General features: G+C 68.8%; 11 protein-coding genes and 5 pseudogenes. 4 read left to right on the top strand and 12 right to left on the bottom strand.

The window, feature by feature from the left end:
* Positions 1–115 precede the first annotated feature (115 nt).
* The 5 genes and pseudogenes from IM697_RS22580 to IM697_RS22565 all read right to left on the bottom strand — a co-directional run.
* Positions 116–901 (bottom strand): annotated as a pseudogene (locus IM697_RS22580) (HAMP domain-containing sensor histidine kinase); the annotation flags it as partial.
* Positions 902–968: 67 nt separating this feature from the next.
* Positions 969–1,283: pseudogene (locus tag IM697_RS22575) on the bottom strand (ATP-dependent DNA ligase); the annotation flags it as partial.
* A 67-nt stretch (positions 1,284–1,350) separates the two neighbouring features.
* A pseudogene (locus IM697_RS44780) lies at positions 1,351–1,584 on the bottom strand (hypothetical protein); the annotation flags it as partial.
* Between the two features lie 117 nt (positions 1,585–1,701).
* Entirely contained in the window at positions 1,702–2,820 is a 1,119-nt protein-coding gene (locus IM697_RS22570; RefSeq protein ID WP_194049499.1) for a fatty acid desaturase family protein, read from the bottom strand.
* A gap of 7 nt (positions 2,821–2,827) precedes the next feature.
* A complete protein-coding gene (locus IM697_RS22565; protein ID WP_194049498.1) occupies positions 2,828–3,883 on the bottom strand; it encodes a ferredoxin reductase in 1,056 nt (351 codons plus the stop codon).
* Between the two features lie 86 nt (positions 3,884–3,969).
* Here IM697_RS22565 and IM697_RS22560 point away from each other — a divergent pair, with 86 nt between their 5' ends.
* Complete coding sequence (locus IM697_RS22560; protein ID WP_194049497.1) at positions 3,970–5,109, top strand: PucR family transcriptional regulator; 1,140 nt, start codon at positions 3,970–3,972, stop codon at positions 5,107–5,109.
* 14 nt (positions 5,110–5,123) lie between these two features.
* Here IM697_RS22560 and IM697_RS22555 read toward each other — a convergent pair.
* The 5 genes and pseudogenes from IM697_RS22555 to IM697_RS22535 all read right to left on the bottom strand — a co-directional run.
* Positions 5,124–5,219 (bottom strand): annotated as a pseudogene (locus IM697_RS22555) (IS5/IS1182 family transposase); the annotation flags it as partial.
* Positions 5,220–5,414: 195 nt separating this feature from the next.
* Positions 5,415–6,059: a response regulator gene (locus IM697_RS22550; RefSeq protein ID WP_194049496.1), complete on the bottom strand. Its 645-nt coding sequence runs from the start codon at positions 6,057–6,059 to the stop codon at positions 5,415–5,417.
* On the bottom strand, positions 6,050–7,126 hold the full coding sequence (locus tag IM697_RS22545) for a sensor histidine kinase (protein ID WP_322734571.1): 1,077 nt from the start codon (positions 7,124–7,126) through the stop codon (positions 6,050–6,052). The genes IM697_RS22550 and IM697_RS22545 overlap by 10 nt, the downstream gene beginning before the upstream one ends.
* A 239-nt stretch (positions 7,127–7,365) precedes the next feature.
* The gene (locus IM697_RS22540; protein ID WP_194049494.1) at positions 7,366–8,028 is read right to left on the bottom strand and encodes a DedA family protein; all 663 of its coding nucleotides are present in this window, start codon (positions 8,026–8,028) and stop codon (positions 7,366–7,368) included.
* 159 nt (positions 8,029–8,187) lie between these two features.
* Positions 8,188–8,568: a hypothetical protein gene (locus IM697_RS22535; protein ID WP_194049493.1), complete on the bottom strand. Its 381-nt coding sequence runs from the start codon at positions 8,566–8,568 to the stop codon at positions 8,188–8,190.
* A 98-nt stretch (positions 8,569–8,666) separates the two neighbouring features.
* Here IM697_RS22535 and IM697_RS22530 point away from each other — a divergent pair, with 98 nt between their 5' ends.
* Positions 8,667–9,137, top strand: coding sequence for a hypothetical protein (locus tag IM697_RS22530; protein WP_194050170.1), 471 nt, complete (start codon positions 8,667–8,669; stop codon positions 9,135–9,137).
* A 152-nt stretch (positions 9,138–9,289) separates the two neighbouring features.
* Here the strand turns inward: IM697_RS22530 and IM697_RS22525 are convergent.
* Both IM697_RS22525 and IM697_RS22520 read right to left on the bottom strand, forming a co-directional pair.
* Positions 9,290–9,715 (bottom strand): annotated as a pseudogene (locus IM697_RS22525) (hypothetical protein); the annotation flags it as partial.
* 229 nt (positions 9,716–9,944) lie between these two features.
* Complete coding sequence (locus IM697_RS22520) at positions 9,945–10,889, bottom strand: AraC family transcriptional regulator (RefSeq protein WP_194049491.1); 945 nt, start codon at positions 10,887–10,889, stop codon at positions 9,945–9,947.
* A gap of 81 nt (positions 10,890–10,970) precedes the next feature.
* Between IM697_RS22520 and IM697_RS22515 the strand changes: the two genes are divergently transcribed.
* Both IM697_RS22515 and IM697_RS44770 read left to right on the top strand, forming a co-directional pair.
* Positions 10,971–11,807 carry an NmrA family NAD(P)-binding protein gene (locus tag IM697_RS22515; RefSeq protein WP_194049817.1) on the top strand — a complete coding sequence of 279 codons (837 nt, stop codon included), beginning with the start codon at positions 10,971–10,973 and terminating at the stop codon, positions 11,805–11,807.
* Positions 11,808–12,366: 559 nt separating this feature from the next.
* Positions 12,367–12,630: a hypothetical protein gene (locus tag IM697_RS44770; RefSeq protein ID WP_265582734.1), complete on the top strand. Its 264-nt coding sequence runs from the start codon at positions 12,367–12,369 to the stop codon at positions 12,628–12,630.
* The last annotated feature ends 288 nt before the right edge of the window (positions 12,631–12,918 follow it).

The raw sequence follows: 12,918 nt of genomic DNA, 5'->3' as shown, positions 1-12,918 counted from the left end.
TGGAACCTCGCCCTCACCGTCCCCGGGGCCCGGGACATCGGCCTGGAGTGGGACAGCTGGGCCTGCAAAACCCGGGCTCGATCGTTCAGTTGACGATCCAGACCGATGCCGCCCGCTATACCGTATGGATCTTCACCGGTCGGGCGTCGAGCAGCTGCGGCGCGTGGCATTTCACGAGCCGGGCCAGACGAGCTTCCACGAAGGGCGCCCCGCCGTGCGAGAGCGCCACCTCCCGCACGATGGACAGTCTCAGCCCGGAGCCGGGCAGGGAGCGGGCGTCCGCGGCGCGGTAGAAGCGGTCGAAGACACGGATGAGGTCACCTGCGGCGATGCCGGGACCGCGGTCGAGGACCTCGACGCGGGCGGGACCCGGCCGGGCGGGGCCGATGATGTTGATCTCGATGGGGGCGGTGCCGTCGCGGTCGAACTTCGCCGCGTTCTCCACCAGGTTCGACACCGCGCGCCGGAGCAGGCCCGGGCGGCCGTCAATCGTGGTGTCGCCGACGGCGCGGATCACGACCTGCCGCGCCGTGCGGCGCCGGGCTAGGCCCGCGACCTCCTCGGCGATCTCTGCGAGGTCGACCAGCTCGTTGACCAGGTCGGTCAGTTCGCGGGCCTCCTGGGTCAGGTCGGCGACCAGCTCGTCGCGGGTGGCCGGGGACAGCTCGTCGATACGGCGAGCAGTGAGATGTTCGTACGCAGCGAGGTCAGCGGCGTACGCAGCTGGTGGCTGGCGTCCTGGACCAGACGTCGCTGGTCCTCCTCGGACTGGGCGAGGCGGCAGCATGCGGTCGAAGGCCCGGCCGAGCCTGCCCACCTCGTCGTAGCCGGCGACGGGCACCTGGATGCCGAGCTGCCGGGTGCAGGCGACGGCCTCGTCGGCGGAGGTGAGGATCACCAGGCCGTAGCACACCTTCCATCCCGACCGACGCCCACGTCAGCCACACTCGCAAGGTGTCCGGGTCGGTGGTCGAGGGGCACAGCACCCACGGGGCGGACAGCCGACGGGCGGCGAACACGGACTCGAGCGCGGCCCTGCACCGCCGATACGGCCATCCGGTCGTGTCGGTCCCGGACAGCCGCAGCGGATCGCACGCGACGAAGTGGGCCAGCCACTCGTCAGCCGCCCGGTCCGCCCGGGCGCCGCGCCGCTGAAGCCGGTTCTGCAGCTGCTCGAAGGCGAGCCGTCCCGCTGCGTCCCATACGACCAGCTCGCCGTCCAGTGCGGTCGCGTCCGGCAACTGTGCGGCCTCGGCCCCAATCTCCGGAAACGCCGGAAGCATCTCGGTACCGCGCCTGGAGCGCAGCACCACCCGTCGACGGAGACCAGGGCCATTTCGGCTCACCCGCCTACCCCGGCAGCAGAGCCGGGTCGGACACAGGGGCGGAGAGCATCGGTTCCGGCAGCGCCCGCGTCACAGCCCCATGCCTTCCACCCAGCCCGCCCGTCGGCAAAGCGAGCGTACGCACCCGACTATCGGCCCGACCATGGCAGGTCAGCGCACTACAACACCTCGCCGGGGGCTGTGTTTTGAGCTCCTGGCGCACGTCCAGGTAGCAGTGCAGCCGGACACCGGGCTGTCCCGGATCCCGTGTCGTACTGCCTGATGTCGCGGTTGCCCACCGTCCGCACGGATCTCACCGAACCCGGCGGTGCCGCCGGTACGACCGAAAGGTCTGAACCAAGGCCAATGCCGGGAATCAGGCCGCGACGAGCTCCTGCTCGCGGGACGGCGTTTTGACCTTGGGCTTCTTGTTCGGCAGCGAGAGCCGGAAGACCTTGCGCCACGCGGAGAACACCTGCTTGGGCAGCGGCCCGGTGACGTACTCCAGCTCGTACTTTTCGAACAACGCGCGCACCTTGACCGCGACCTCGGCGTACCGGTTGCTCGGCAGGTCCGGGAACAGGTGGTGCTCGATCTGGTGCGACAGGTTGCCGGTCATGAAGTGCATGGCCTTGCTGCCGCTGATGTTCGCCGAGCCCATCATCTGGCGCAGGTACCACTGGCCGCGCGTCTCGCCCTTGATCGACCGGCGCTCGAAGACCTGTACGCCCTCGGGGAAGTGCCCGCACATGATGACCGAGTGGGACCAGATGTTGCGGACCAGGTTCGCGGTGAACGTGGCGGCGAGCGTGGGGAGGAACGACGGGCCCGACAGCAGCGGGTGGATCACGTAGTCCTTGAGCACCTGCTTGCGGATCTTGCGGCCCACGGCCTTGGCCCGCGCGCGGAACTCCGGGTTCTTGCGGCGGCGCTTGTGCAGGTTCTTGCCGAGCTCCAGGTCGTACGCCGCGATGCCGTACTCGAAGAAGCAGGCGTTGATGAAGTTCCACAGCGGCTGACCGAGGTGGAACGGGTGCCACTTCTGGTCCTCGTCGACGCGCATGATGCCGTAGCCGAGGTCGTTGTCCTTGCCGATCACGTTGGTGTACGTGTGGTGCAGCTCGTTGTGCGAGTGCTTCCACTGGTCGGCCGGCGAGACGTGGTCCCACTCCCAGGTGGTGGAGTGGATCTTCGGGTCCCGCATCCAGTCCCACTGGCCGTGCAGGATGTTGTGGCCGATCTCCATGTTGTCCATGATCTTCGCCACGGACAGGCCGGCGGTGCCGATCAGCCACGCGGGCGGGAAGATCGAGAACAGCAGCACACCCCTGCTGACCAGCTCGAGCTTGCGCTGCGCCGAGATGACCTTGCGGATGTAGGCGGCGTCCTTCTCGCCGCGGCCGGCGATCACCTCGTCGCGGATCGCGTCCAGCTCGCGGCCGAGCTCCTCGATCTGCTCCGCGGTCAGGTGGGCGGTGGGGTCGATGGCGGTCAAGGTGCTCCTACCGTTCGATGTCGCAGGGGCCCGCCGCGGCGGACACGCAGGTCTGGATGAGGACGCCCGGCTCGGCCTCGGTGATCTCGCCGGTGCGCAGGTCGCGGACGGCGCCCGCCTTGAGCGGCGTGACGCAGCCGAAGCAGATGCCCATGCGGCACCCGGACGGCATGAGCACACCGGCCTCCTCGCCGACGTCCAGCAACGGCGTGGCGCCGTCCGCGTCGACCCTCTTGCCGGTGGCGCTGAACGTGACCTCGCCGCCGTCGCCGGCGGCGACGATGCTGGAGCGGAAGCGCTCGGTGTGCAGGCGCTCCGGGACGCCGTGCTCGCTCCAGTGCTTTTCGGCGGCGTCGAGCAGGCCCGCGGGCCCGCAGGCCCAGGTCTCGCGGTCAGCCCAGTCGGGCACGAGTTCGTCGAGACGGGCGATGTCGAGCATGCCGTCGGTGGCGGTGTGCACCTCGGTCAGACGCAGCTTCTTGTCTGCTGCCAGGTCGTGCAGTTCGTTGCGGAAGATCACGTCGTGCGGCTGTGGCGCGCAGTGGACCATGACGACGTCGTCGAACTCGGTGTCGCGCAGCATGCCCATCACGGGCGTGATGCCGCTGCCGGCCGTCAGGTAGAGCACCTTGGCGGGCTTGGCCTGCGGCAGCACGAAGTCACCGGTCGCCTGGTCGAGCTGGATCAGCGTGCCCGGTTTCGCCCTGCGGACCAGGTGGTTGCTGACCTTGCCGTCCGGAATCGCCTTCACGGTGATCGTGACGCGCCCGTCCCGGCGGTTGGTCGGCGAGGTGAGCGAGTAGGCACGCCACAGGCGCACACCGTCGACGTCAACCCCGATCCGCACGTACTGACCGGCCGTGTGGCCGCGCCAGCCCCGTCCTGGCCTGATCACGATGGTCGCGGCGTCAGGCGTCTCGGGGTGCACGGCCTCGATGCGCCCACGCAGGTCGGCACCCGCACGCAGCGGGCTGACCAGGTCGAGGTAGTCCGACGGCAGCAGCGGCGTCGTGACCATCTCCAGCAGTTTCCACGCCCTGCTGCGGAGGGCTGCACTCGTCATGACTCCAGCTTGATGCGCCTCAGGGCGTAAAGTCCTGTCCGTAGGACGTGAATCTGATCGGCTGAATTGTTCGCAGGGAACAAAATATGAGCCATGTGATCCGGAGGGCCAGCGAACTGGCCCTGGATGAGACGACGGTCACCGCACTTCGGGCCGCGCTGAAGACGACCGCCGACGAGGTCGTCCAGGCGATCATCGACGAGGTCCCTTCCTACGCAGGCGCCCTTTCGGGCCGTATGGGTGGCACCATCCGCCGGGCCGTCCGCACCGCCCTGGGCCACTACCTGGACGTGGCGAGCGGGAACGCCACAGGCGGCGACGCCGGTGACGCGGCTTACGAGCTGGGCCGCGGCGAGGTGCGTGACGGCCGTTCGATGGACGCCCTGCTCAGCGCCTACCGCGTCGGCGCCCGCGTGGCCTGGCGTTGCCTGGCAGCGGGTGCCGTACCCGCAGGTCTGCCCGCCGCCGAGGTCGCCAAGTTCGCCGAGCTGACCTTCGCCTACATCGACGAGCTCTCCGCCGCGAGCGCCGCAGGCCACGCCGACGAACTGGCCGCCCGGGGCAGGGCCCACGAGCGCCACCTGGAACACCTGGCCCGCGACCTCCTCGCCGGCGCGAGCCCGGACGTGCTGCTTGCCTCTGCTCAACGGGCCGGGTGGCAGCCTCCGGTTTCGCTGACCGCGGTCCTGCTGCCCGCCGCCCAGGCCCGGCCTGCCCACCGCGCGCTCGACCCGAGCGCCCTCGTCCTCGACGATCTGCCGGACGCCACCGGTGTGCTGCTCGTCCCCGACGCCGACCGACCACATCTCTTGCGGCAGCTGACCGACCGCACCGCCGTGGTCGGCCCGGCCCGGCCATGGACTCGTGCGTCCGCCTCGTACGCACGAGCCGTACGCGCGCACTCCCTCTCCTGCGATATCCGCGATACCGAGGACCACCTGCCCGAGCTGGTGCTGAGCGCCGACGCGGACGCGCTCGCAGACCTGCGTGCCCGAGCCCTCGCACCGTTGCGGGCCTTGCCTGACGCGACCGCGCGGCGGCTGGAGGAGACGTTGCGGGCGTGGCTGCTGCACCAGGGCAGGCGGGAGGAGGTGGCGGCGGCGTTGTTCGTCCATCCCCAGACCGTCCGGTACCGGATGTCGCAGCTGCGGGAGCTGTTTCCGGATCTCGCATCGCCGCACCGGGTCCTTGAACTGACGCTGGCGGTCGGTCTTCGGGTCAGCTGACGTGTTCTTCTGCTGCCGACCATGCTCCAGTCGATCCGGCCAGCCAGCTCGGCGTCCGCATGGACGGCACGCAGGATCCGGTCCCACCTACCATCCGCCGACCAGCGCCGGCCCCCGCCCCTGACCGACGCCGTCGCCCTTCTACCCGTGGCCACCGAGTCACGCGACGGGTACGGCCGCGACAAGTTCCGCCACTGGAACGCCGGCGACGACCCGGCCGACGGCTGCAACACCCGTGTTATCTGCATGCTGGGATTAGGGTGCCTGTGCCGTGCGGAGGACTCCGCCGCGTGCAGGTCGGCGCCCTACGACTCCAGATACCTCAGGACCGCAAGGATCCGTCGGCTGTAACCGATGGTGTGCGACAGCTCCAGCTTGTCGAAGATCGTGTTGAGGTTCTTCTCCACCGCGCTCAGAGAGATGTGCAGCTTCTGCGCGATCGCCGTATTGGTGTGCCCTTGGGCCAGGGCTTCGAGGACAGTCCGTTCGCGGGGCGTGAGGCGGGTCAGTGGATCTGAGTGCGTCGTGCGGATGACCAGCTGCCGCACCACCTCGGGATCGATGGCGGCGCCGCCCGCATGGACGCGTTCCAGCGCGTCCAGGAACTCCTCGACCTGAGCGACGCGGTCCTTGAGGAGGTACCCCACCCGTTCCGCGCTTGAGGCCAGCAGTTGCGCCGCGTAGTTGCGCTCGATGTGCTGGGACAGCACCAGTACGCCGACCTCCGGCCACCGCTCGCGGATCTCCAGCGCCGCACGCAGTCCCTCGTCGGTATGTGTCGGAGGCATTCGAATGTCGAGGACGACGATGTCGGGTCGCCGCACGGCCATCTCCTCCAGCAGGAGATCGGCGTCGCCGAACGCGCCCAGGACCATGTTGCCCTCCTCGACGAGAAGCCGCACCAGCCCCTCGCGCAGCAGGGTCGAGTCCTCGGCGATCATCAGGCGCATGGCAGTTCCGCGGTGATGGTGGTGGGTCCCCCGGCGGGGCTGTCGACGTGCAGGACGCCATCCAGCGCGGCCACTCGGCTGCGCAGTCCGCTCAGCCCACTGCCTGAAGGATTCGCGCCGCCGTTGCCGTTGTCCTGAACCTGTACCGCGAGCACCCTGCCGTGGAGTTCCACCCGCACGGAGACGGCGGTGGCACGGGAGTGCTTGGACGCGTTGGTCACGGACTCCGACACCACGAAGTACGCAGCAGTCTCCACCGATTGTGGCAGTGGCCCACGGACGTCGAACTCCATACGGACGGGGATGTCGCACCGCTCGGACACGCCGCCCAGAGCCTCCTGGAGCCCCAGACTGTCCAGCGCCGAGGGATAGACCCGCCAGGTCACTTCGCGCAGTTCCGCGAGGATGTCCTGGGACTCCTGGTGTGCCTGGCCCAGCAGGGCGTCTGCCTGCTCGGGGTCGCGTCCCCGGCGTGCACGGCCGAGCAGCATGCCCAGTGCCACCAGGCGCTGCTGGATCCCGTCGTGGAGGTCCCGCTCGATGCGCCGACGTTCGGCGTCCACCGCCTGCACCACCGCGAACCGACTGGTCGCCAGCTCGTCGATGCGCCGACGCAGCAGTTCACGCTCGGAAGGGCCGAAGCACTCGTGGGCGATCCGTGCGTCCAGGCGCGCCAGGGAATACAGGCCTTGCAGGTCCAGGAAGAGCAGCACTCCGCCGAGGACCATCTGCCCCAGGACGTTGTGCCAGCGGGGTCCCCCCTGGAGGATCCCCCGCACGAGCAGCCCCACCAGCACGAGGCCGAAGATCAGCAGCGCGATCACGACGCCGCACACCAGCCCTGTGAGGATGCGGACCGCCAGGTAGCGCAGGATCTTCTGGTCGGACACCTCGTAGTGCCCGGGGAAGCGGTCTCCGAAGAAGACGGACCGGCGCGTTCGTTCCAGAGTCGTCAGCCGACGGGCCCCGGCCATGAGGCCGCCGCGTGCGCGGGTCCGGGTGAACGGCCACAGCAGGAGGGGGCCGAGAGCGGTGCCGACGACGAGGAAGTAGAGGAGACCGAACAAGGCCGTGACGCAGCCGAGGAACGTACCGGCGCTCCGACGCGGCCAGTAGGTCGGTAGGGTCCCTTTGGCCTCGCCCTCGCCGGAGCCGTCCGGGCCCAGTGGGCGAGGCAGGTGATGGGCTGTGGTCCCTGCGGAGTCCCCCTGCACGACCGCTGAGCCTAGTGGGGCCGCACAGCCGGAGCAAGATCGCTCAGGCTGTGCGCGGGGCGCGCCCGCTGGGCGAGCGTGCCTGTGGTGCGTCATGAAGTACGGCGGTGCTGGGCCTGGTTGCGGCCACGCAGCCGTACGGCCACGTATGTCGCAAGAGCGACGACGACCAGGACCAGCACCGCCTTGGAGAGAATGCCGACGTAGGCCTCCACCGCCTCCCACTGGTCGCCCAGCCAGTAACCGGCCATCACCAACACGGCGTTCCAGATCAGGCTGCCCAGCGTGGTCAGCATGATGAACAGGGCCAGCGGCATGCGCTCCACCCCGGCGGGGACGGAGATGAGGCTGCGAAAGATCGGCACCATGCGGCCGAGGAAGACGGCCTTGGTACCGTGCTTGGTGAACCAGGCCTCCGTGCGCTCCAGATCCGAAGTCTTCACCAGCGGCAGTTTCGCCCAAATTGCGTGCATGCGTGCACGGCCGAAGAGCATGCCGATCCAGTAGAGGACCACGGCTCCCGCAACCGAGCCGAGCGTGGTCCAGAACAGCGCCGAGGTCAGGGTGAGAACCCCCTGCCCGGCTGCGAACCCGGTCAACGGAAGGATCACCTCGCTGGGCAGCGGAGGGAAGAGGTTCTCCAGCGCGATGGCCAGGCCGGCTCCGGGACCCCCCAGGGTGTCGACGAGATCGGCGGCCCAGCCCTCGATGCCGTCGGCGGGCTCCTGAGGCAGAGCCAAGGACATGGGGTGCATGTGAGTCTCCAGGCTGGCGGGTCGGTCATCCGGGGCAGGCGCCCCGGATGACCTCCAAGCTAGAAATCACAGGTCAACGGCCGGTATGAGGATTGCCGTCCGGTCCGGTGCGGTTGTCCGCAGCGGACGCCCTGCGGAAAACCGCACCGGACCGGCAGATCAAGGCACTGCCCGCATCGCCTTTCGCAGGGCGATCCGCAGCGAGGCAACGGTTTCTTCTGCTTCCTCACGTTGTCCGGCGAGTCTTCCAGCCCCGGCACGAGCCTCGGCGAGGTTTGTGGCCAGGGCCTGATTTTGATGTTCCAGATCGATCTCCGCGATCAAGGCGAGTCGGACGCGGTGCTTCAAGGCGTCGCGCTCCCTCTTGAGTTCCTGGATCTCTTCGCGGGCGAGTGGGAGTTCGGTGTGCAGGCCGGCGGGTGTGGCCCGCTCGGGCCCAGGAACCGCGGCCGCTTCCACACCGTGCTGAGCCTGGTCGCTCATGGCATTGCGGACCGCGGCCTTGATGGCGGGGGTGTTGTGGACGAACCAGGTCGACATGGCGCCAGTGCCCCAGCAGCGAGCGGCGGTGCTGGCCGCCGTACGGCTGACCGGTCCTCGGGTTGCGGGCAGTACGGAAGGCGTCGACGACGGTGCTCATGTCCGCCAGCTCGCTCAGGCCGGTGTCTGCGACGGTACGAACCCAGATCCTCTACGCGCTCCAGCAGTGCGACCACCTGGATGTCATCCTGGTGCCTGGCCGCATCCGCACAGCCGACGGGAGTTGGTGGTCGTACTACGCCGCCACCGTCGCGACGTCGCCGTCCGACATCGACCTCGACATCGACATCGACATCGACATCGACATCGACATCGACATCGACATCGACCACATGGTGCCCCTGACCGAGGCCCGTTCGCTCGGGAGGCGAGCGCGGTCGATGCGATGGCTGGGAACCTGGTCCATGAGGCCGAGCAGGCGGGCGCGGTCGAGGAATCCCCGGCTGCGACGCGGCTGCGGGCAGCGCGTCGACGGCAAGCCCACCCTTGTCTACGACAACCTCAAACGCCGCTGCTACGGGCGCAGGCTTCCCATCACCGAGGACACAGCCCGTCACATCGAGGCATGAGAGAAGAAGCTGTCCGGGGCTGGTGGTAGGCGGGGCGATCACCTCCTGGATGAGGACCTCGGCACGGGTTATCTGTACTGCTCTCCAAAACCGAGCTACTGCGCGGCTGCGTACACGACCGGCGTCAGCAGGGCCATCCACCGGACTTCGCACGGGAGTTCGGCTTGCCCGGCGGCTCGCCGGTGCGGGATCACCAGTCCGGTACCCAGCCGGTCCGCCGCGGTCTTCTCCCCGTACCTCCCCTGGTAGCCGCCATCAGCGATCGTCGTGGTGGTGCCCACGGCGGCCTTGGCGCCGGATTCCTCCCAGCCGCGGAAGTCATGGCTGTTGCCGGGCAGCGGTCGGCCGACCACGACGACCAAGCGGGTGACGGCGTCGATCACGACCTGCGGCGGGGCCGTCCGTTCGACCTCTCGCACCGCCGCCGCCCAGTCGTCCTCGCTGGCGACATCCAGGTGAACAGACAGAGCCCGATGACCGAGCTGAGCAGCGAGATCGCCGCCAGCGTCGTCGTCGCGGCCGGCAATGACGACGTTCGCCCCCTCGTCGTGGTAGCCCTGCACATGGCTGCTGCCCATGCCCCCGCTGCCGCCTGTGACGATGACGGTCTGGCCCTCAAAGCGAAGACCGGTCCAGCGCTCCCTCGGACGACCTGACGGCACATCAAGCCGCTCCGGGCTCCACACCGCCATCACCCAGGTCCAACAGGTCGACCGGTCACTCGACTGCGATCTTGACATGGAGACAGAACAGTTGATCAACGATCTCCTCCAGTCGAAGCCGGCTCATCCGCAGCAACACGCTTGATCACATTTCCCGACTGCGCCTGTACTCTCGAGGGCTACTCCCACGTTCTCGTTTGAACGCGGAGCTCAGTGCGGAGGCGCTCGCGTAGCCCACCTGGCGGGCCACGGCTTCGATGGTGATGTCCGGTTCTTGGAGCAGGTCTGCAGCGGTGTCCAGCCGCCAGCCGGTGAGATAGGCCATCGGGGGCTCGCCAACCAGGTCGGTGAACCGGCGAGCCAGACCTGCGCGGGAGACACCGGCTCTCGCCGCCAGCGCGGCGACGGTCCACGGGTGGGCGGGGTCGTTGTGAAGAAGCCGGAGGGTAGGGCCGATCACGGGATCGGCCAGCGCGCGGTACCAGGCCGGTGCCTCGGCCTCGGGGCGCGCGAACCATGTCCGGAGAGCGGTGACGAGCAGGAGGTCCAGTAGTCGGTCCAGGACGACCTGTTGGCCGGCTTCCTCCTTGGTGATTTCTTCGGTGAGCATGCCGATCAGTGGGGAGGATGGCTGAGCCTCGTGCGGGAGCACGAGGAGGGGCTGAAGTGTGCGAAGGAGCCGGTGGCTGATCTCGCCGCTCATCTGGTACTTGCCGATCAGCATCACAGCTGCCCTGTCGGGGTCTCCGGTGCCCCAAGTGCGCGGGCCGAGGTCGATGACCTCGCGCAGGCGCTCGCCGGTGGGGGTGGTGCGCCGCGGACCGGGGTTGATCACGACCTGAACGGGCGTTGAGGGTGCGTCGGCGAAGGTGTACGGGTCCGGCCCCCGCATGATCGCGATGTCCCCGGGAAGCAGGCGCACCGCGTCGCCGTCGTCGGGGATCGCCCAGGCTGTGCCGCGTGTGAGTGCCACGATGCTCAGTGGTGCCTGGTCCTGGACTCGCACCGACCAGGGCGGGCTCAAGACGGAGCGCAGGATGAAGGCGCTGTGGGCTCTCGGACCGGCCAGGAGACCGGAGAGTGCGTCCATAGGGGCCAGGTTAGACGCTCAAGCACGTAAGCGAGCGTTTTGGCTATTGCTTGTCTGATCCTGATGGCGTGCACTGGCAGCATGACGCAAACACAGCATGGAAGGACGCTGGTTCTTGCGGGGACGGGTAAGACCGGACGCCGCGTGGTGGCCAAGCTGAGGTCGCGGGAACTGCCAGTGAGGGTCGGCTCCCGCCGCGGTACGCCGCCCTTCGACTGGCATGACCAAACCACCTGGGAGCCCGCACTGCACGGCGTGCGGTCGGTGTATGTGGCCTACCACCCGGACGCCGGCTTCCCCGGGGCCGCGCAGGCCGTCGGTTCGTTCTCCGACCTCGCGGTTCGCTGCGGCGTGCAGCGGCTGGTGCTGCTGGCAGACCGCGGCGCAGCTGAAGCGGAGCGCTGCGAGCAGGCGGTGCGCGCCTGCGGCGCGGAATGGACCATCGTGCGCACCGGCTTCATCTCCCAGAACTTCAGCGAAGACGTCCTGACCGACGCGATCAAGGCAGGGGTGGTGGCACTGCCGGCAGGCGATGTGGCCGAGCCGTTCACCGACGCGGAAGACATCGCCGACGTCGCGGCAGCGGCACTGATCGAAGAGGGCCACACCGGCGAGACCTACGAAGTGACCGGACCGCGACTGCTGACATTCACCGACGCGGTCGCCGAAATCGCACGCCAGACGGGACGCACGATCCGCTACGTGCCGGTCGGTAAGGAGCAGTTCGCCACCACCTTGACCGAACACGGAACACCACAACGGCTCGCCCGACCGCTGGCGGATCTCATGGCCGAGGTCTTCGACGGCCGCAGGGCCCACCTCGCCGACGGCGTCCACCGCGCCCTCGGACGAGCACCCAGGGACTTCACCGACTACGTCCGCGACGCCGCCCGCACCGGCGTGTGGACTTCCGCCTGACCCTACAACCCCGCCAACCCCGTCAACCCCGCAACAGGCTTCGCCGGTGGCGGTAGCGGCGGCCATCGGGGTGATGGTGAAGACCTGCCGTTTCCCGGTCCGTGGCACTGCGACCGGCAGGCCCTGGGACAAGCCGTTGGGAGGGGGAGGAGTCACGGAGGGACATATGGCCCGACGAAGCAGATGAGTTCTTGGCGAAGGCAGTCCGAAGCACCCGGCGAATCGGAACCGCCGGCTCTCCTTGCGACCTCCTGCACGGTGGCCGTGGCTCGGCGCCCCGGTAGCTCGTTGAACTGGGCATGATGGGGGCTGGGGCGCGTGAGTTGATCGTGGCTGAGTACCCGGTCACCGGGCTGTCGCCGACGGTGATAGCTGAATTCGTCGCTGAATTCGTCGCTGAGGCAGGGCCGTTGTGGCACGAGCGGCATCAGGCACGGCTGCCGGCCCCTGGTGAGTCTGCACCATCGCGCCGGGCATCCGGCTGGGCACACTCGCCGAGGTCATCGGCCACCTGGGCGCCGGCGGTCAGACTGCGATCATCGACGGCACAGTGATCCGCGTGCGACGCCCGGCCGCAGGCCGCAAGGACCAGGACAAGCTCGTCTCCGGCAAGACCAAGCAGAACGCCGTGAAGTCCATGGTCCTCACGGACGCCGAAGGGCGCGTGGTGTTCTGCAGCCCGGTCCGGCCGGGCAGCTGCGCCAACATCACCCGGCCAGACAGCTGGGACTGGCCCAACTCCTGGCCGACGGTCCGTTCCTGGAGATCCTCGCGCATGCCGGCTATCAGGACATGGGGCGCAGACCGGCGGACGCCCCGGTGACACCGCCACACGCAAGTTCAAGAAGAACGCCCCCGCCTGGTACGAAGAGCGGCACGAGCCGCAGCGTAAGGCGCACTCCTCGCGGCGCATCCGCGTCGAGCACGGCACCGCGCACCTGAAGAACTGCGGGATCTCGCCCGCCGCCTTGGCCGCCGCGAGCATATGAGCGACATCGTCCAAGCCGTCGCCGCGCTGCTCACACACCGACAGGCCGCCACCCTCGAGCGCGAGCTTCGAACGTGAACAGCGTCAGCACGGTACGCCTCGATGTGCCACGGCCAACCATGC

Origin of the sequence: Streptomyces ferrugineus, assembly GCF_015160855.1 — a bacterium.
Lineage (GTDB): Bacteria > Actinomycetota > Actinomycetes > Streptomycetales > Streptomycetaceae > Streptomyces > Streptomyces ferrugineus.
This window is presented reverse-complemented; position numbering and strand designations above follow the sequence as displayed.

Excerpts from the sequence above, each read along its gene's own strand:
- IM697_RS22560 (WP_194049497.1), top strand. The coding sequence starts at position 3,970 with ATGAGCCATGTGATCCGGAGGGCCAGCGAACTGGCCCTGGATGAGACG.
- IM697_RS22540 (WP_194049494.1), bottom strand. The coding sequence starts at position 8,028 with ATGCACCCCATGTCCTTGGCTCTGCCTCAGGAGCCCGCCGACGGCATC.
- IM697_RS22515 (WP_194049817.1), top strand. The coding sequence starts at position 10,971 with ATGACGCAAACACAGCATGGAAGGACGCTGGTTCTTGCGGGGACGGGT.
- IM697_RS22550 (WP_194049496.1), bottom strand. The coding sequence starts at position 6,059 with ATGCGCCTGATGATCGCCGAGGACTCGACCCTGCTGCGCGAGGGGCTG.
- IM697_RS22530 (WP_194050170.1), top strand. The coding sequence starts at position 8,667 with ATGTCCGCCAGCTCGCTCAGGCCGGTGTCTGCGACGGTACGAACCCAG.
- IM697_RS22520 (WP_194049491.1), bottom strand. The coding sequence starts at position 10,889 with ATGGACGCACTCTCCGGTCTCCTGGCCGGTCCGAGAGCCCACAGCGCC.
- IM697_RS22565 (WP_194049498.1), bottom strand. The coding sequence starts at position 3,883 with ATGACGAGTGCAGCCCTCCGCAGCAGGGCGTGGAAACTGCTGGAGATG.
- IM697_RS22535 (WP_194049493.1), bottom strand. The coding sequence starts at position 8,568 with ATGTCGACCTGGTTCGTCCACAACACCCCCGCCATCAAGGCCGCGGTC.